Origin of the sequence: Puia sp. P3 (assembly GCF_050632245.1) — a bacterium.
Lineage (GTDB): Bacteria > Bacteroidota > Bacteroidia > Chitinophagales > Chitinophagaceae > Puia.
In genome coordinates, this window is sequence record NZ_CP192583.1 from 2964293 (window position 1) to 2977222 (window position 12930).

Below are 12930 nucleotides of genomic sequence, written 5' to 3' on the forward strand. Positions count from 1 at the left end.
TGATCGGTCACTACTATTTTTTACATTTGCACCCATGTACGATCAGGTCACCGAATTCATCCGTCAGCGCGTCACAGTCCCCGAAGACGCACTGCAGGAAGCGTTTTCGCGAAGCCGTATGGTCCACTACAAAAAAGGAGACATCATCCTCCGGGCAGGCGAATACTGCCGGTTCATCGGCTTCCTCAACACCGGCCTCATCATGGTGACGGTCACCGACGAAGCCGGCAAAGAGGCCGTATGCAGCTTCTTCTTCGAAAAAGAGTTCTTTACGTATGTGGAAGGTATTCAGGAGAACATCCCCTCGGATAAGAATTTCGTCGCCCTGGAAGACTGCCAGCTGCTCCTGCTCAGCAAGAATGAATTACCCGCCATTTTCTCCCTTCATCCGGCGTTCGAAGCCTTGTTCAATAAAGTGATCCTCGAAGGACTCCGGCGCGTCATCGGGTATGCACAGGCGCAGCATACCCTGTCCGTGGAAGAAAGATACCTCCACCTCATGGAAAGACAGCCGGAATTGTTTAGCCGCATCCCCCTCAAGGTCATCGCCAATTACCTCGGCGTAGCGCCCCCAGCCTCAGCCGCCTGCGAAAAAGATTGGCGCAGAAGAGAGAAATTAACAGAGGTTAAGTCCCGCCTCACGGGCCGGTAATAGTTTTGGGTTATAATAACAACAATTATGACCCTCACAAAATTCCTCCTTCATCTGCTGGCGATCGGGCCTCAGTACTACATCATCGCCGGCATCGTTTTTCTGGTATTCTATGTCCTTCTCAGACGACGCATCAGCTGGCGAAAGATCCAGCCCAAATTCCCCGCCGCGAAAGACTATAAAAGAGAGATCTTCTTTTCAAGCATCTCGATCCTTATTTTCACGCTTCCGCCCTTCATTCTGCTGGAGAACCGCAGGCTCCGCGTTCACACCACCTTCTACAAGGATATTTCCCAGCACGGATGGGTCTGGTTCTGGGCGGCATTCCCCCTCATGCTGTTCATGCATGACACGTATTTCTACTGGATGCACCGGCTGATCCACCAGCCGAAATTATTCCGCCTCTTCCACCTGGTACACCACCGTTCGGTCAACCCGACCCCATGGGCCGCCTATTCCTTCCATCCACTGGAGGCCGTCACGGAATCCCTCATGTACATCATCTTCCTGTACACAATACCCGTCACAATCTGGCATTTGTTCTTCTTTTTCCTGATCAGCCTTTCCATCAACGTCTATGGACACCTCGGCTACGAACTCCTTCCACCCTCCTTTAGCCGACGCCCCATAGGCCGGTGGATCAATACCTCGGTAGGGCACAACCTGCACCACCACTATTTCAAAGGTAACTACGGTCTCTACTTCTTATTCTGGGACCGCGTGATGGGAACCATCCGCGAAGACTACGACGAAGCCTTCCCTGAAAGCAACCACAAAATAATCCTCCCCCCAACCACCACCCGTCCACAAAAGAATCCGGGCTGCAGGTCTTACCCCGCAGCCCGGATTTTATTTTAACACACGACCAACAACTTATTTGTTCCCGATAGCCTGCAGATTCACTCCATAATTCTGGATATAATAGTTCAGGATCAAATTGTATTTGGCGGCATAAAGCCCGTTGACATCGACCGAAGGCGACAACCAGGTATTGCTCATCGTGGTCGAGTCGGTAGAAGTGATCACCTGGATATAGTCCAGGAAATCCACCACGCCATTGTTACCATAAGGATGATAGAAGAACATCCCGTTTTGATGAAGGTTCGTCTGGCCCACCTGCGAATAATTGGTCAGAGAGTCGAAGGTAGAAGGCCGCTCGATCATCTTATTCTGCACCGCCTGTTGCCAGAAAGCCTGTTGCAGCAAGCCTCGGGTCGAATCGACCTGCCGGGCGCTGAGGGTCTTCAGCGAATCGTTCACCAGCCCAAAATCAACATAATTCAGGCCGCCGATCGCCGGCAAATAGGTATAATCCCTGACCTGCCCGAAAAAGATATTCGCGATGCTGATCTGCGACGACAGCAGTATCTTGTACGGCAGGGTCTGCTGCAAAAAGCGCTCGGATAGAGATCCAGCCAGTTGGCATGAAGAAAATCCAGCGCGGACGAAATAGCATTGGTATCCGCCATCGTCATCGTCAGATCCGGGTTCAGCGGCCCCGTCACATTGTAATTATAAGCCACGCTGTCAAATCGGTACAGCATAAGGCTATGGTAGGTCTGGTAGAACTGCATAATGGTCTGATCATAAGAATGATTGCCCTGTGGCAGCGTATACAAAGGCTTGGCCGGCGAAGGCGTCAGTGCTGCCTCCTTCTGGCAGCCGGCGATCAGCAAGGACAGCAACCCCAGGATAGCGACGTACACAGCAGCGTATCTTGAAACTATCGGGTTATGTTGAATAGCCATATTTCAGAATTTACAATTTAGTGGGATGGATTCCTCATTTAGTTGGACGGATTCCTCGCCGGACCGGCGGGATTTTGCGAAAGATTTGGGTTCAGGAGCAGCGCCGTGGGCGGTATCTGCAGCGTATACTGCGGATCATGCCCGTTCAGCACATATTTCTGGACCGTGCCCGCTATCGGGGAATAATAATGGGTGATCGACGGCATGCCATACCTGCGCAGATCGAACCATCGGTGACCTTCACTGAATAATTCCCTCCTGCGCTCGTTGCGGCAGAACCGCAGCAACGAGTCCGCCGTCATGGACCCTAAAGGTTGGTAGGCCGACGGATCATACCGCTTCACCCGCAGCGCATTGAGATCACTGAGCGCGCTTTGCGCGGCGCTCGCATCTCCCGTCGCCAGATATTTCTGCGCATACGCCTCGGCGCGGTTCAGGTAAGCTTCCGAACTACGAAACGAACACCCGATGACGGAGTTGCCGATCCCTCCCGTAACAGCAGGATCCCGCTTCTGCCCTACAAAAAGAGGAGATATCCATTGCTGCAAAAAAGACGGGATGGCGCCGAAATAGATCTGGCTGCGCAGATCCGATCGCGTCGAACTGGTTCGCCAGGTCCTGCGATACATCACAGGAGATCAGATCATTCGCCGGCACATTCTTCTGCAATATTGCCGTACGCCCACAGCGTCTCGGGATTCCCGTTCCCGATGATGGGCTTGAATACACCCGACCCATAATACCAGCCGGTATTCAATCCCCGTGTATTAAGGTCCATCAGCTGCGGATGGTATTTCAATACATAGCTGGCATGTCGGATCACGTCATCCCACCGGCCCATATACAGATTCACCCGGGAAGCCAGCAGATGACTGGAGATATGGTCGAGCCGGAAGACATCTCCCGTCCTTTTTGCCCCATCCAGTCTGGCGGATGCACTATCCAGATCGCGCAGCAGCTGGTCGTACACTTCCGCAACACTATTCCGCGCAGGCAGGTTCGCAGACAGGTTCGAGTTGAGGATCAGCGGTACGCCGGGACTCTTATCCGGGCTGGTGCTGGAGTCATTATAAGGCCGGCCATGAAAGATTGACGAGCTGCAGATAATAGTGAGGCACGCAAGGCAAATGCCTGACCTTTCAGGAAATCCTTGTCCGCCTGGGTCCCGACAGAACCATCCGCATACTGAAGAGCGATATTGCAGCCCACAATACTCTGGTAATAATTCTTGTAGCCATCGATCGTACCCCCTGACCCATCGAACTTGGTGGCGATCAGTTGCCGGAAAAAATCTGCCTGCCAGGAAAAAGCAGGCAACACCTGCGGTGGGACGGTCACGTCGCCATTGGGCCCCATATACACCGGATGTCGTCGTCCATCAGGCTGGTCGCCTGCTGGTAAATGACGGAGGACAAAGGATATCCACTTCCAAAAAAGAGCTCGCTATACGATTCCGTCGTTACCGGCGTCATCTCGCTCTGGTCTCTCTCCTGCAGGAATTTTTTACAGGAGGCGCCACCCAGCACGATCAGCAGCAGCAAGACAGTTGTTGAATAATTTCTCATAACAGTGTATTAAAAGGTTATGTTCACGGTCATATAATAAGAGGCGGTTATCGGCAGCGCTGTCCCGCCGGCATTGTCGATTTCCGGGTCCTGCCAGCGCATGCCCTTGCTTTTTATCCACGAATGGATTGTTGACGGTAGCCGAAATGCTGCTGCTGCTTGATACCCATCCCTTTCAGCATAGCCGCAGGCGGCGTATATCTCAGGGAAAGAGACCTGCACCGGAGATAGCTCCCAGTTGACGACCCTCGCCGTGGACAGATCATAGCATGCCGTAAGGCGATAAAACCTCGTAATACGCAGTCTAACGTCGGGACGCTCACATAGCCAGCCTGCTGGTACCAGTTGGTAAACGCAGGTATATTGGTATGACATTTCATCCCCCGGCGCCCGCCAGCGAGCGCACCAGCTCTTTGGGCAGGTTCTGGATCTGACGGCGGAAGTCCCGCACCCGATCCGGCCATTCCATTGTAAATAGAGTTCAGCCGCTTGTGATTTCCGAACACCACATGGAAGTCCGCGACCAGGCTCAGCGCACGATACCGGATGCTGGTGGAGGTTCCCATATCGATCAGCGGATCACGCCTCCCCGTATACGACAGGAAGGAAGTAGGGTCGCCGGCTTTCGCCCCGCTCAGGTCATATTGCGGGATACCATACTGATGGCTGAGCCCCGTAAAGGTATAAGAATACAGGGCGCCAAGGGGCTTACCCGGCACGATCGCATTGCCGCTGAGATAATCAGCGTAGTTGTACTTCAGGTCGGACTGGACCACCTTATTGTAATTCTGGGAATAGATAAAGGTCTGATCCCACGAAAAATCCTTCCGGCGAATAGGGGTTATCGTTAAATTACCCTCAAATCCATAGTTATCCATCGACCCATAATTCATATACATCTGCGGGATCCCATATTCCTCGGGTATATTCTTGGTGACTATGAGGTCCTTGCTCTTCTTGTAGTAGGCGTCGACGCCAAGCATGACATGACCGTTGAAGAGGTTCAGCGATGTGCCTCCATTCCATTGATGGGTCTTTTCCCCAGCGAAGATCAGGATAGGGAAGACTCTTCAGGCTCAGAATATACTCATTGGTGCTCGGGTCAGCAGGACTTTGCGGATAGCCGGCGATCAGGTTGGGACCTACACTCGTGACCACATTCCCCTGTGTCCCATAGCTCAGATGCATCTCCCAGCCGCTGAGAATATCGCTCTTTGCCAGCCAGGGCTCCTCGCCGATATCCCACCTTCCCGAAACGCTCCAGTTGGGGAGGAATTTCTGATTGGCGTACTGGCCAAACCGGTTGTTACCATCCGTACGGATATTGGCATTGACCGTATATCTTTTTTTGAACCGATAGCTGGCAATCCCGATCCAGGACATCGTATTGTCCACCCTGTCGCTGGTCTGAACATAGTGCCTCAGCAGCGGGTTGGGATTGAGCCCGGCGCAATAGGCCGAATAATAGGTCTGGCCCCTGTCCGGGTAGTACCCCAATTCCCGGCTGCTGGTTCCCTGGGTCTTGGTGGAACGCAACTCCTGTATCGCCGTGACGGTCAGCTGGTCCCTGCCGCCAAAGAAATTATGATTGAAGTCCAGCTGGTTCCTGACCGTATAGGTGAGTCCGCTCGTACTGCCGGGATTGGCTATACCTCCGAACGGGAATACGGAATAGATCGCTGCAGCGCGCTCCCGTTGGCAGCGGCGCCAGTAATCGTAACCCCGCAGGGTCGTAATATAGTAGCTTTGTTCGGCCGCGTAGACAAAACTGCGATCACTGCTCAGCGACCCGCCAAAAGTCCCCGAATAGGTCAGACCAGGAAGGATATGCCAGGCGAGAACAGCCGATGCATTGATCCCCTGGGTGGAGTTGGTGTTGCCCGTCTGCGCAAGGTCAGTTGAGGATGGAGTAATGCAACGGCTGTGTTCCACCGGATATCGGGTGGGCCCAGTTCTTGACATAAGGCGAATCAGCCGATATGGCGCGACTGGTCTTCAGGGCATAGTCGCTGGGATTCACTTTGTAGAAATTATCGGCCGTCCGGTATGAACCCATCCATATGCACGCTGAAGTTGATCTTGTTGTTGATCGCCCCGTCCAGGGTTGACCAGCATCGAATACAGTTTGTTATTGTCACCCTCGAAGCGTCCCGCTCATATTGGTATACCCCAGCGAAGCGTAATAGGTCGTCCTGCCCGCACCGCCCGAAATGCCTATCGAATGGGTCTGGTTGAACTGGTTCCGGGCCAGTATCTTCAGCCAGTCCGTGTTCATGGTCTCCTAGCTGCCTGACCTGCCGGTCGAACTGCTCCTGCGTAATGTTCCGGGTGTACAGCTGCTGCAGCAGCCCCTCATAGGAGGCGGGCAGCGGGACATCGGCATAGAAGGTCCCTCTTTCGGCGGCTTCCCGCGAAACATCGATCCGGTCCCCTGGAGTTCATAGCATCGATCCTCTGGAATAGCTGGGTCGGCCGGTGAATCCCACCGAGGTGAGTATAGCTCACCGCTAGTGGGACCGGGCTTCCCCCTGTTGGTCTTGACAACGATGACCCCGTTGGCGAGCCCTGACCCCATAAATGGCCGTGGCAGGACGCGTCCTTCAGAAACCGTGATGCTCTCGATATCACAAGGGTTCAGGCCGGCAGATGGCATTCCCCACAATGCTGAAGTTTGCGCTCTGCGCGTCCTGCAGCGCTGTATTGATCTGCAGCGGGTTGAGATCGACCGGGTCTTCCCGGATGATCCCATCGACCACCCATACCGGCGACGCATTGCCAAGGATGGTGAGAGGTACCCTTATCCGGATCTTCGGCGTGGCGGAGGGGACTGCCCGGAAGAGTTGGTGAGCACCAGACCGGGCACCTTGCCCTGCAACATCTGACTCACCGACGGAACCCCTGTCTCCATGAACTTATCCGGGGTCAGGGTATATACCGAGCTGGTCAGCATCCGCTTGGGTCGATATTCTGATAGCCGGTGACCACATAATCATTCATCACTATGGGGACCGTATCCAGCATGATCCGTACAAAATCCCTGCCCCTGATCGCGTGGTCCACCGTCTTCATGCCCAGATAGCTGACGCGCAGCACCATTCCTTCGTTCACCACGGTTCGGAACAGCCCATTGGCGTCCGTAGTGGCGCCATATTTTTCTCCGACCACCTGGACGCTCGCATTGGAAAGCGGAAACCCTTTTCGATCCACTACCTGCCCGTCCACGATGAATCCAAGACTGCCTCTCACCTGGTCCTTCCTGTTCCTTCGGGGACTCAGAATAACGCCGCCGTTGTCATCCTCGATATATTGGAGCGACGTCTGTACCAATATTTTTTCAAGGACATACCGCACGGTCTCATTGGTCAGATGCAGAGTGATCCGGGGTTGCCTTGCAACCTCTTCATAGTTGAAAGAGATCGCGGCGCCCGATATCGTCCGTAAGGCACCGAGCGCCTCCTGCAAAGAAACATTCTTTGTCGAGAAATTGACCCGTTTGTCCAGGGGACGCGTTTCCTGTGCGCTAAGGGAAGATGCGGCAGACAGGAGAAAGAACAGCAGCCAGACTGCAGGGGAAATAGCACCCCTTTTTACACGCCCGGCGACAGGCGGCAGCAAATCAAATCTCATAAGCCAAGTGTAGTTTTGTTTTGTAATAAAATGCCAGCATAGGATAGGCTGTCCGGGAATAAGGTGACCTTCCGGATAAAGCAAGTGCTCGTCAGTGTTGCGTGAGATCAATGCCCTTCAGTACGGCTGATGATCACAGTCCTTCCCGTAATGGTGAACTGGATCCCTTCCCCGGTGTTACAGATATGCTCCAACACCTCCTGCAGGTTCCTGGGCTCCGGCAGATCGATCGTGAAATGGAATTGCTTCAGCGAAGGATCAGCCAGAAGGATATCATAGTCGAATTCCCGGCCGAGTAATTCAACCATCTTATCAAATGAACAATTGCCGATAAATAGATGATCGTCCTTCCAGGCAGTAAAGTCAGCCGTATTGACTACCATTTTCCTGACGTCCCCGTTCACAGTGTTCACAGTAGCTCTGTTCCCCGGGCGACAGAACCATTTCATCGGTCCTGCCTTTAACGCTCACCTTCCCGTTGACCAGCGTAGTGAATAAAGTAGGTTCAAAGGTATTCACATTGAACGCCGTTCCAAGCACCCGGATGTCTTCCTTCCCGGCATGAACGATAAGGGGTGCTCCGCATCTGCAAGTTGACCTCGAAATAGGCCTCGCCGGTCAGCTCCACTTCACCTTAGCGCCCCCTCTGAACGCCGTCCGGATACTTCATTCTCGACAGCAGCATTGATCCAGACCCTCGGTGCCATCCGGCAGGACGATCCTCGCCTTGTTGCCCCTTGGTACTTCCAGCGTATTATACGCCATTTCACCCGGCAGTTGCATCGCGCATCGCGCCCTGATTCGGTTGATATTCGATCTTTCCGCTGTCGGTATGAATGGCCACGCCCCCTGCTCCGCCAATGTCTGCCGCTGCCCGACGGCTACCTTTCTTCCGTCCGATAGAGTGAGCTGAATGCTCCTCGAAGGCGGCAATATGGCCTCCTCCGCCGCTTTCATGGGCTTCCCATTGGCGACCCCGGCGTTGGCCGCTCTCTGCTCCCGCCCCTCCCCGCAACCACAGGAAGACTCCCCCCTGCCAAGCAGGATCAGCACGACGGCCGCCGCATAGCCATACCTCATTGAGATAACCCGCGCCCAACCCCCCGCTTCTTTTCATCACTTTCATCTTTTTCTTTCTCCTCGGCGTCGATGCGCATCTTCAGCTGCTGCCAGCCTTCCCTCAACGGGGAAACGCGCCGCCGGATCCAGCGCCCGCAGCCTCGACCTGAGCCTTTTGGAGAAAGAGGCGGATGTTATTTTCCTGCTTTGTCCATATACACTCAAGATAAGGTGTCTCGTTAAAAGGCAATCGGCCATCGAAATAGGGTGATTCCATTTGTTATTTTTTTTATAAAAAAGGAAAATAAAAATACACAAGCCATCTGCATTCCTCACGCGCAGGTACTGATACGCCAGCCGGATCTGCGTCTTCACTGTATTGACCGAAATATCCAGCCTTCGGGCGATCTCCGCATAAAGTAAGCTCATCCTTGTTGCAAAGCAAAAAGATCAGCCGCCGTTGTTCAGGCAGCCTGTCTATAGCCGCCCAGAGGGCCTTGTTTCGTTCTTCCAGTCCTTCTTCTTCTTCTTGAACGGGCTCGCCGGCAGAAGGCTCGCTGTTGTAAACAAATTCTGAGCGTAGTGAAGTTCGCCGCGAAGATTTGAGGTAATTCAGACAGGCATTTCGGACGGCCCGCGACGCATAACTCTTGAACTCGCCGGCAATGATGATCTCTTCGCGCTTTTTCCAGCAGTAGTAAAAAAATTCCTGTACGATGTCCTTGGCGGTCGATTCATCACCGGTAATATAATAGGCCGCCGTACAAAGAAAGTGATAGTGCTTCCTGAACAGCGCCTCCAATTCGTACCTATCTGTTATTTGAATCTTTTTGACCCCCATTTCTCAAGCAGTGCTTTCAAATATAAAGGTTTTATCGAATAAAAATCAGATAATAAAGAGACCACCTGCGGTATTTTATCACCGGCAGATGGCCTCTGTTAACACTACCAACTGATCACATGAGATCTTCAGGGCGCGACCCTCTCCAATATTTTCTCCAGCGTCTCTTCGGTCGGGGAATACGCAATGATATTGCCCTTCGGATCGATAAGAAAGCTGGCCGGAATGGCATTGATATTATACAATTTGGCGGCCTTGTTCTCCTTATTCAGATCCGACACCTGCGGCCAGCTCATCCCATCTGCGGTAATGGCCTTCGTCCATTTTCCCGGTCGGTATCCAGCGAGACGCTCAGGATCGTAAAATTCTTATCCCTGAACTTTTCATACATAGCCTTCAGCCTTGGCGTCAGTTCCCGGCAGGGCTGCACCAGCTTGCCCAGAAATCAAGCAGCACATACTTCCCCCTGAGGCCGGACAACGCAACAGCATGTCCCGCCGTATCCGGCTCCGTAAAATCCATGGCTGTTTTACCGTTTGCCGTGGCGGCGGAAAAATTGGTCACCATCGAAAGATTGTCGGCCAGATAGTTGTTCTTTGCGCCGGGCCCGAAGCTGGGCAAGATACCACCTGATAGAATCCACCGGCACCTGGGGCTGGATGAAAAAATTGAGTACCGACGCACTGACCGGCGAGTTGCGGTGAGCCATGATCCATTGTTCGCCCATTACCTTTTTTACACTGTCATATCCCCTCTTGGTGAGCGCCAGTTCCAGCATTCTTTCCTTATCGCCGACTTTATAAGCCTCCATGATATCCTGGTCAATGGTAAGGCTCCCTTTAAAGCGAACAGTGTCGGTCATCATCTTCTCCACCTCCCTTCCCTCCTCAAGGTAGCCCGGCCCGACACACTGTATCCCCTCGAAATAAGGACCCCGACCGGTCATCGATACAGTGCCTGGCTCCAGGAACAGAGCCGTCGTCTTATGCGCATCCCCGCCCCTTCCTACCTGGATGACAAATACGTCTCCTTTCTTTATATCCGTGTTAAAGGAAAAAGCATGGTTGGAAATGGTAGCGGAGTCGAGCAATTTCGAAGTGATCCCGTATAGGAACACGATCTCCATGATCGGGAAGCCCATCGATCGAAACATTGAGATTCAGCCGGCCCTCGGCATGTACAGCCAATACGGCCATAAAAGCTATTGAAAAAATTATCTTCTTCATACTGCTAATTTTATTTTTTGTTCATTTCGTTTAGAATATTCATCGCTTCCCGGATATAGATGTCCTTTTTCAATTGCCCTGTCCATTCTCCGTTGCCAGCCCCCACCCCATTTCCGCCAGTCTGTCTATTCCCGGCCCTCTCCCCATTCCCGACCCCTGCCACATTCCCGGAAGAAAGGCCCTGCTCCCGCACCCTGACGCCGTCGTCCGGTGCCATACTCCTGGCTTTCGTGATCTGCGCGAGATGATCGTTGAGCGTATCCATTTCAGCATGGAATTTCTTAAAATCAAGAGAATAAAGAGGGTTACGATGAGCATCGAGCCATTTCTCATTCTCCCGGATCATAGAAAATGCAGGGTCCCGGTCGACGCGCGCAACCGCCCGCCGGAACAAGGCGGAATCCCATGAAGGATAAGGCTCAAAGGTCATCGGAGCGATCTCATCCCAGTTCATGGCGAAGGGCATATCCTTTTCACGCACCGTCGAATAATCCTGGCCATCCGGCAACAACAGATCCGGCGTCACACCTTTCAGCTGCGTCGAACCACCATTGATGCGGTAGAATTTCTTTATAGAGAGCCGGATAGCGCCATAGCTCACCGCGGGCCTGTTGTGTATCCGGTCGGCCACCTTCCCCATCGCCACATTTTCCTGGGCCGTACCTTTCCCAAAAGTCGGACTGCCAATGATGATCGCTCGGCGATAGTCCTGCATGGCGGCGGCAAATATCTCGGAGGCCGAAGCGCTGGTGCCGTTCACCAACACGGTCATGGGGCCGTCGTAAATGGCCTTGGGCCCCGGATTCTTGGCCATGCCGTTGATACCAAACTTGTCCTTCAACTGGACCACCGGCCCGTGATCGATGAACAGTGCAGCCATATACGCCACCTCATCCAGCGACCCGCCCGGATTATTCCCTCAGGTCGATCACAAGACCATTGATCCCCGAATCTTTCAGCTGCGTCACGAGATTTTTCACGTCTATCGAACTATGTGCGCCCTGCGGGTTTTGCATGTCGACATAGAACATCGGCAGGTAGATATAGCCTATCTTTTGCCCGTCCTTTTCGATGATCGCGGCTTTCGCCCCCGCGTCCGCCTTCTGCATCTCCTGCCCTCGCCAGGGTGATTACCCGGCTGGCCTCCCCCGCGCGCGCGATCTGCATTCTGACCGACGTTCCCTTTTCGCCCCGGAGCATCTTGACCACTTCCTCCAGCGGCATTCCGGCAACAGCCACCAGCCGGTCGTCCTTGTCGCTCACGCTGGTGATCTTATCCCCCACCTGCAGCAGCCCGCTCTTCAACGCGCTGCCCCCGGCATCAGTTTCTTCACGGTGATCTCTCCATCCTGGCCGGCTAACTCCATACCAACACCATAATAGATATGACTCATTTCCTCATTCATCGTCCTTGCATCGACAGGGGAAAAATAGGCGCTGTGCGGATCCATGCATGCCATCATTTCATTCAGGTAGATACTGAATTGCTGATCGACTCCTTCCGAGGAAGAATTGAATTTATACGCGATATCCAGCGTCTTTCCCGCCCTTTCGGCCGCTGCGGCAACGGCCTTCCGGTCATCCTTCGTGACCTTCGCTTCCACCATATACTTCAGCACCATCAGGCGAAGTCTGTCTTCCCCAGACACCCTTTCTTTCGGCCTCGTCCTTCGGCCACGCCGCAGCCTTCCGGCTATCCGCCACGGTCCTGTTCCTGGAAAATCGAACCGGCTTCGCCAGGTAGGAATGATACATTTCCATCACTTCACCGATCCGGCGATGAAAAAGGCTTGCCACCGAATCGAAGAACAGAGTGGAAGGTGCATGCATCTCGTCGTCGATGGCCGTCTTATATTGCTCCAGACTCCGCAGATCCCCGGCGAGAAATATTTCTTTATTCTTGTCCAGGTCGTTTATGAACTTATTCCACACGTCGGCACTATAGGCGTCATCGATCTTCCGCGGCGCCGAAATGCTCCGTCTCCAGCCTGTCGGTCAGCGATCGGATGGCCTGTTGCCGCCATTCTTCAGCCTGGACGGTATCACCACCCCGCCCTCTCCTTCCAGCCGGCGGACACGAAAACAGACACATCGGAATTTGCCTGCACCTGCACACAGGACAGGACGGTCCCTAAAAGGGTCAGCCTTACTATTTTTCTCATTGTTGTTAGGTTGCGAATATGCCTAAAGGCAACGGCCCCTTAAAAAGGGT

Annotated in this window: 26 protein-coding genes and 1 pseudogene; 2 read left to right on the forward strand and 25 right to left on the reverse strand. The window is 53.5% G+C overall.

Annotation, left to right across the window (positions count from 1 at the left end):
* The first annotated feature begins 34 nt into the window (after nucleotides 1-34).
* Nucleotides 35-652, forward strand: coding sequence for a Crp/Fnr family transcriptional regulator (locus ACQ86N_RS17840; protein ID WP_431216324.1), 618 nt, complete (start codon nucleotides 35-37; stop codon nucleotides 650-652).
* A 27-nt stretch (nucleotides 653-679) separates the two neighbouring features.
* On the forward strand, nucleotides 680-1510 hold the full coding sequence (locus tag ACQ86N_RS17845) for a sterol desaturase family protein (protein WP_431216325.1): 831 nt from the start codon (nucleotides 680-682) through the stop codon (nucleotides 1508-1510).
* Nucleotides 1511-1525: 15 nt separating this feature from the next.
* Here ACQ86N_RS17845 and ACQ86N_RS17850 read toward each other — a convergent pair whose 3' ends face one another.
* The 25 genes and pseudogenes from ACQ86N_RS17850 to ACQ86N_RS17970 form a co-directional block, all read right to left on the reverse strand.
* Complete coding sequence (locus ACQ86N_RS17850) at nucleotides 1526-2044, reverse strand: hypothetical protein (RefSeq protein ID WP_431216326.1); 519 nt, start codon at nucleotides 2042-2044, stop codon at nucleotides 1526-1528.
* Entirely contained in the window at nucleotides 1933-2400 is a 468-nt protein-coding gene (locus tag ACQ86N_RS17855) for a hypothetical protein (RefSeq protein WP_431216327.1), read from the reverse strand. The genes ACQ86N_RS17850 and ACQ86N_RS17855 overlap by 112 nt, the downstream gene beginning before the upstream one ends.
* Before the next feature lie 38 nt (nucleotides 2401-2438).
* On the reverse strand, nucleotides 2439-3029 hold the full coding sequence (locus tag ACQ86N_RS17860; protein ID WP_431217460.1) for a RagB/SusD family nutrient uptake outer membrane protein: 591 nt from the start codon (nucleotides 3027-3029) through the stop codon (nucleotides 2439-2441).
* 14 nt (nucleotides 3030-3043) lie between these two features.
* Nucleotides 3044-3370 carry a hypothetical protein gene (locus ACQ86N_RS17865; protein ID WP_431216328.1) on the reverse strand — a complete coding sequence of 109 codons (327 nt, stop codon included), beginning with the start codon at nucleotides 3368-3370 and terminating at the stop codon, nucleotides 3044-3046.
* A 53-nt stretch (nucleotides 3371-3423) separates the two neighbouring features.
* Nucleotides 3424-3756 (reverse strand): hypothetical protein, encoded by a 333-nt coding sequence (locus ACQ86N_RS17870; protein WP_431216329.1) that lies wholly within the window; start codon nucleotides 3754-3756, stop codon nucleotides 3424-3426.
* Nucleotides 3735-3965 carry a hypothetical protein gene (locus ACQ86N_RS17875; protein WP_431216330.1) on the reverse strand — a complete coding sequence of 77 codons (231 nt, stop codon included), beginning with the start codon at nucleotides 3963-3965 and terminating at the stop codon, nucleotides 3735-3737. The genes ACQ86N_RS17870 and ACQ86N_RS17875 overlap by 22 nt, the downstream gene beginning before the upstream one ends.
* 113 nt (nucleotides 3966-4078) lie before the next feature.
* On the reverse strand, nucleotides 4079-4948 hold the full coding sequence (locus tag ACQ86N_RS17880; protein WP_431216331.1) for a hypothetical protein: 870 nt from the start codon (nucleotides 4946-4948) through the stop codon (nucleotides 4079-4081).
* Entirely contained in the window at nucleotides 4836-5927 is a 1092-nt protein-coding gene (locus ACQ86N_RS17885; RefSeq protein WP_431216332.1) for a hypothetical protein, read from the reverse strand. Before ACQ86N_RS17885 ends, ACQ86N_RS17880 begins: the two co-directional genes overlap by 113 nt.
* A gap of 172 nt (nucleotides 5928-6099) precedes the next feature.
* Nucleotides 6100-6240 (reverse strand): hypothetical protein, encoded by a 141-nt coding sequence (locus tag ACQ86N_RS17890; RefSeq protein WP_431216333.1) that lies wholly within the window; start codon nucleotides 6238-6240, stop codon nucleotides 6100-6102.
* A gap of 349 nt (nucleotides 6241-6589) precedes the next feature.
* Complete coding sequence (locus ACQ86N_RS17895) at nucleotides 6590-6721, reverse strand: hypothetical protein (protein ID WP_431216334.1); 132 nt, start codon at nucleotides 6719-6721, stop codon at nucleotides 6590-6592.
* Between the two features lie 41 nt (nucleotides 6722-6762).
* Entirely contained in the window at nucleotides 6763-6915 is a 153-nt protein-coding gene (locus tag ACQ86N_RS17900) for a hypothetical protein (protein WP_431216335.1), read from the reverse strand.
* Complete coding sequence (locus ACQ86N_RS17905; protein WP_431216336.1) at nucleotides 6909-7592, reverse strand: STN and carboxypeptidase regulatory-like domain-containing protein; 684 nt, start codon at nucleotides 7590-7592, stop codon at nucleotides 6909-6911. Before ACQ86N_RS17905 ends, ACQ86N_RS17900 begins: the two co-directional genes overlap by 7 nt.
* Nucleotides 7593-7699: 107 nt before the next feature.
* Nucleotides 7700-8005, reverse strand: coding sequence for a DUF4974 domain-containing protein (locus ACQ86N_RS17910; RefSeq protein ID WP_431216337.1), 306 nt, complete (start codon nucleotides 8003-8005; stop codon nucleotides 7700-7702).
* 253 nt (nucleotides 8006-8258) lie between these two features.
* Nucleotides 8259-8672 (reverse strand): hypothetical protein, encoded by a 414-nt coding sequence (locus ACQ86N_RS17915; RefSeq protein WP_431216338.1) that lies wholly within the window; start codon nucleotides 8670-8672, stop codon nucleotides 8259-8261.
* 42 nt (nucleotides 8673-8714) lie between these two features.
* Entirely contained in the window at nucleotides 8715-9059 is a 345-nt protein-coding gene (locus tag ACQ86N_RS17920) for a hypothetical protein (protein ID WP_431217461.1), read from the reverse strand.
* A complete protein-coding gene (locus tag ACQ86N_RS17925; protein ID WP_431216339.1) occupies nucleotides 8941-9492 on the reverse strand; it encodes an RNA polymerase sigma factor in 552 nt (183 codons plus the stop codon). Before ACQ86N_RS17925 ends, ACQ86N_RS17920 begins: the two co-directional genes overlap by 119 nt.
* A gap of 128 nt (nucleotides 9493-9620) precedes the next feature.
* Entirely contained in the window at nucleotides 9621-9788 is a 168-nt protein-coding gene (locus ACQ86N_RS17930; RefSeq protein WP_431216340.1) for a peroxiredoxin family protein, read from the reverse strand.
* Complete coding sequence (locus ACQ86N_RS17935) at nucleotides 9785-9922, reverse strand: thioredoxin-like domain-containing protein (RefSeq protein WP_431216341.1); 138 nt, start codon at nucleotides 9920-9922, stop codon at nucleotides 9785-9787. The genes ACQ86N_RS17930 and ACQ86N_RS17935 overlap by 4 nt, the downstream gene beginning before the upstream one ends.
* A complete protein-coding gene (locus tag ACQ86N_RS17940) occupies nucleotides 9901-10059 on the reverse strand; it encodes a TlpA family protein disulfide reductase (RefSeq protein ID WP_431216342.1) in 159 nt (52 codons plus the stop codon). The genes ACQ86N_RS17935 and ACQ86N_RS17940 overlap by 22 nt, the downstream gene beginning before the upstream one ends.
* Nucleotides 10022-10633, reverse strand: a complete 612-nt coding sequence (locus ACQ86N_RS17945; RefSeq protein WP_431216343.1) for a DUF4369 domain-containing protein — start codon at nucleotides 10631-10633, stop codon at nucleotides 10022-10024. The genes ACQ86N_RS17940 and ACQ86N_RS17945 overlap by 38 nt, the downstream gene beginning before the upstream one ends.
* A gap of 95 nt (nucleotides 10634-10728) precedes the next feature.
* Entirely contained in the window at nucleotides 10729-11598 is an 870-nt protein-coding gene (locus tag ACQ86N_RS17950; protein WP_431216344.1) for a carboxy terminal-processing peptidase, read from the reverse strand.
* A 31-nt stretch (nucleotides 11599-11629) separates the two neighbouring features.
* Complete coding sequence (locus ACQ86N_RS17955) at nucleotides 11630-11827, reverse strand: hypothetical protein (RefSeq protein WP_431218079.1); 198 nt, start codon at nucleotides 11825-11827, stop codon at nucleotides 11630-11632.
* A gap of 109 nt (nucleotides 11828-11936) precedes the next feature.
* Nucleotides 11937-12002, reverse strand: a pseudogene (locus ACQ86N_RS17960) (hypothetical protein); the annotation flags it as partial.
* Nucleotides 12003-12019: 17 nt separating this feature from the next.
* A complete protein-coding gene (locus ACQ86N_RS17965) occupies nucleotides 12020-12325 on the reverse strand; it encodes a hypothetical protein (RefSeq protein WP_431216345.1) in 306 nt (101 codons plus the stop codon).
* The gene (locus ACQ86N_RS17970; protein WP_431217462.1) at nucleotides 12297-12692 is read right to left on the reverse strand and encodes a hypothetical protein; all 396 of its coding nucleotides are present in this window, start codon (nucleotides 12690-12692) and stop codon (nucleotides 12297-12299) included. Before ACQ86N_RS17970 ends, ACQ86N_RS17965 begins: the two co-directional genes overlap by 29 nt.
* Between the last annotated feature and the right edge of the window lie 238 nt (nucleotides 12693-12930).

What these genes read in the sequence shown, in the direction of transcription:
- ACQ86N_RS17840 (WP_431216324.1), top strand. Translation starts at nt 35, where the DNA reads ATGTACGATCAGGTCACCGAATTCATCCGTCAGCGCGTCACAGTCCCC.
- ACQ86N_RS17845 (WP_431216325.1), top strand. Translation starts at nt 680, where the DNA reads ATGACCCTCACAAAATTCCTCCTTCATCTGCTGGCGATCGGGCCTCAG.
- ACQ86N_RS17855 (WP_431216327.1), bottom strand. Translation starts at nt 2,400, where the DNA reads ATGGCTATTCAACATAACCCGATAGTTTCAAGATACGCTGCTGTGTAC.
- ACQ86N_RS17860 (WP_431217460.1), bottom strand. Translation starts at nt 3,029, where the DNA reads ATGTATCGCAGGACCTGGCGAACCAGTTCGACGCGATCGGATCTGCGC.
- ACQ86N_RS17870 (WP_431216329.1), bottom strand. Translation starts at nt 3,756, where the DNA reads ATGGGGCCCAATGGCGACGTGACCGTCCCACCGCAGGTGTTGCCTGCT.
- ACQ86N_RS17875 (WP_431216330.1), bottom strand. Translation starts at nt 3,965, where the DNA reads ATGAGAAATTATTCAACAACTGTCTTGCTGCTGCTGATCGTGCTGGGT.
- ACQ86N_RS17880 (WP_431216331.1), bottom strand. Translation starts at nt 4,948, where the DNA reads ATGCTTGGCGTCGACGCCTACTACAAGAAGAGCAAGGACCTCATAGTC.
- ACQ86N_RS17885 (WP_431216332.1), bottom strand. Translation starts at nt 5,927, where the DNA reads ATGTCAAGAACTGGGCCCACCCGATATCCGGTGGAACACAGCCGTTGC.
- ACQ86N_RS17890 (WP_431216333.1), bottom strand. Translation starts at nt 6,240, where the DNA reads ATGAACACGGACTGGCTGAAGATACTGGCCCGGAACCAGTTCAACCAG.
- ACQ86N_RS17900 (WP_431216335.1), bottom strand. Translation starts at nt 6,915, where the DNA reads ATGCTGACCAGCTCGGTATATACCCTGACCCCGGATAAGTTCATGGAG.
- ACQ86N_RS17905 (WP_431216336.1), bottom strand. Translation starts at nt 7,592, where the DNA reads ATGAGATTTGATTTGCTGCCGCCTGTCGCCGGGCGTGTAAAAAGGGGT.
- ACQ86N_RS17915 (WP_431216338.1), bottom strand. Translation starts at nt 8,672, where the DNA reads ATGAGGTATGGCTATGCGGCGGCCGTCGTGCTGATCCTGCTTGGCAGG.
- ACQ86N_RS17925 (WP_431216339.1), bottom strand. Translation starts at nt 9,492, where the DNA reads ATGGGGGTCAAAAAGATTCAAATAACAGATAGGTACGAATTGGAGGCG.
- ACQ86N_RS17930 (WP_431216340.1), bottom strand. Translation starts at nt 9,788, where the DNA reads ATGAGCTGGCCGCAGGTGTCGGATCTGAATAAGGAGAACAAGGCCGCC.
- ACQ86N_RS17940 (WP_431216342.1), bottom strand. Translation starts at nt 10,059, where the DNA reads ATGGTGACCAATTTTTCCGCCGCCACGGCAAACGGTAAAACAGCCATG.
- ACQ86N_RS17945 (WP_431216343.1), bottom strand. Translation starts at nt 10,633, where the DNA reads ATGGGCTTCCCGATCATGGAGATCGTGTTCCTATACGGGATCACTTCG.
- ACQ86N_RS17950 (WP_431216344.1), bottom strand. Translation starts at nt 11,598, where the DNA reads ATGGCTGCACTGTTCATCGATCACGGGCCGGTGGTCCAGTTGAAGGAC.
- ACQ86N_RS17955 (WP_431218079.1), bottom strand. Translation starts at nt 11,827, where the DNA reads ATGCAGAAGGCGGACGCGGGGGCGAAAGCCGCGATCATCGAAAAGGAC.
- ACQ86N_RS17965 (WP_431216345.1), bottom strand. Translation starts at nt 12,325, where the DNA reads ATGGTGGAAGCGAAGGTCACGAAGGATGACCGGAAGGCCGTTGCCGCA.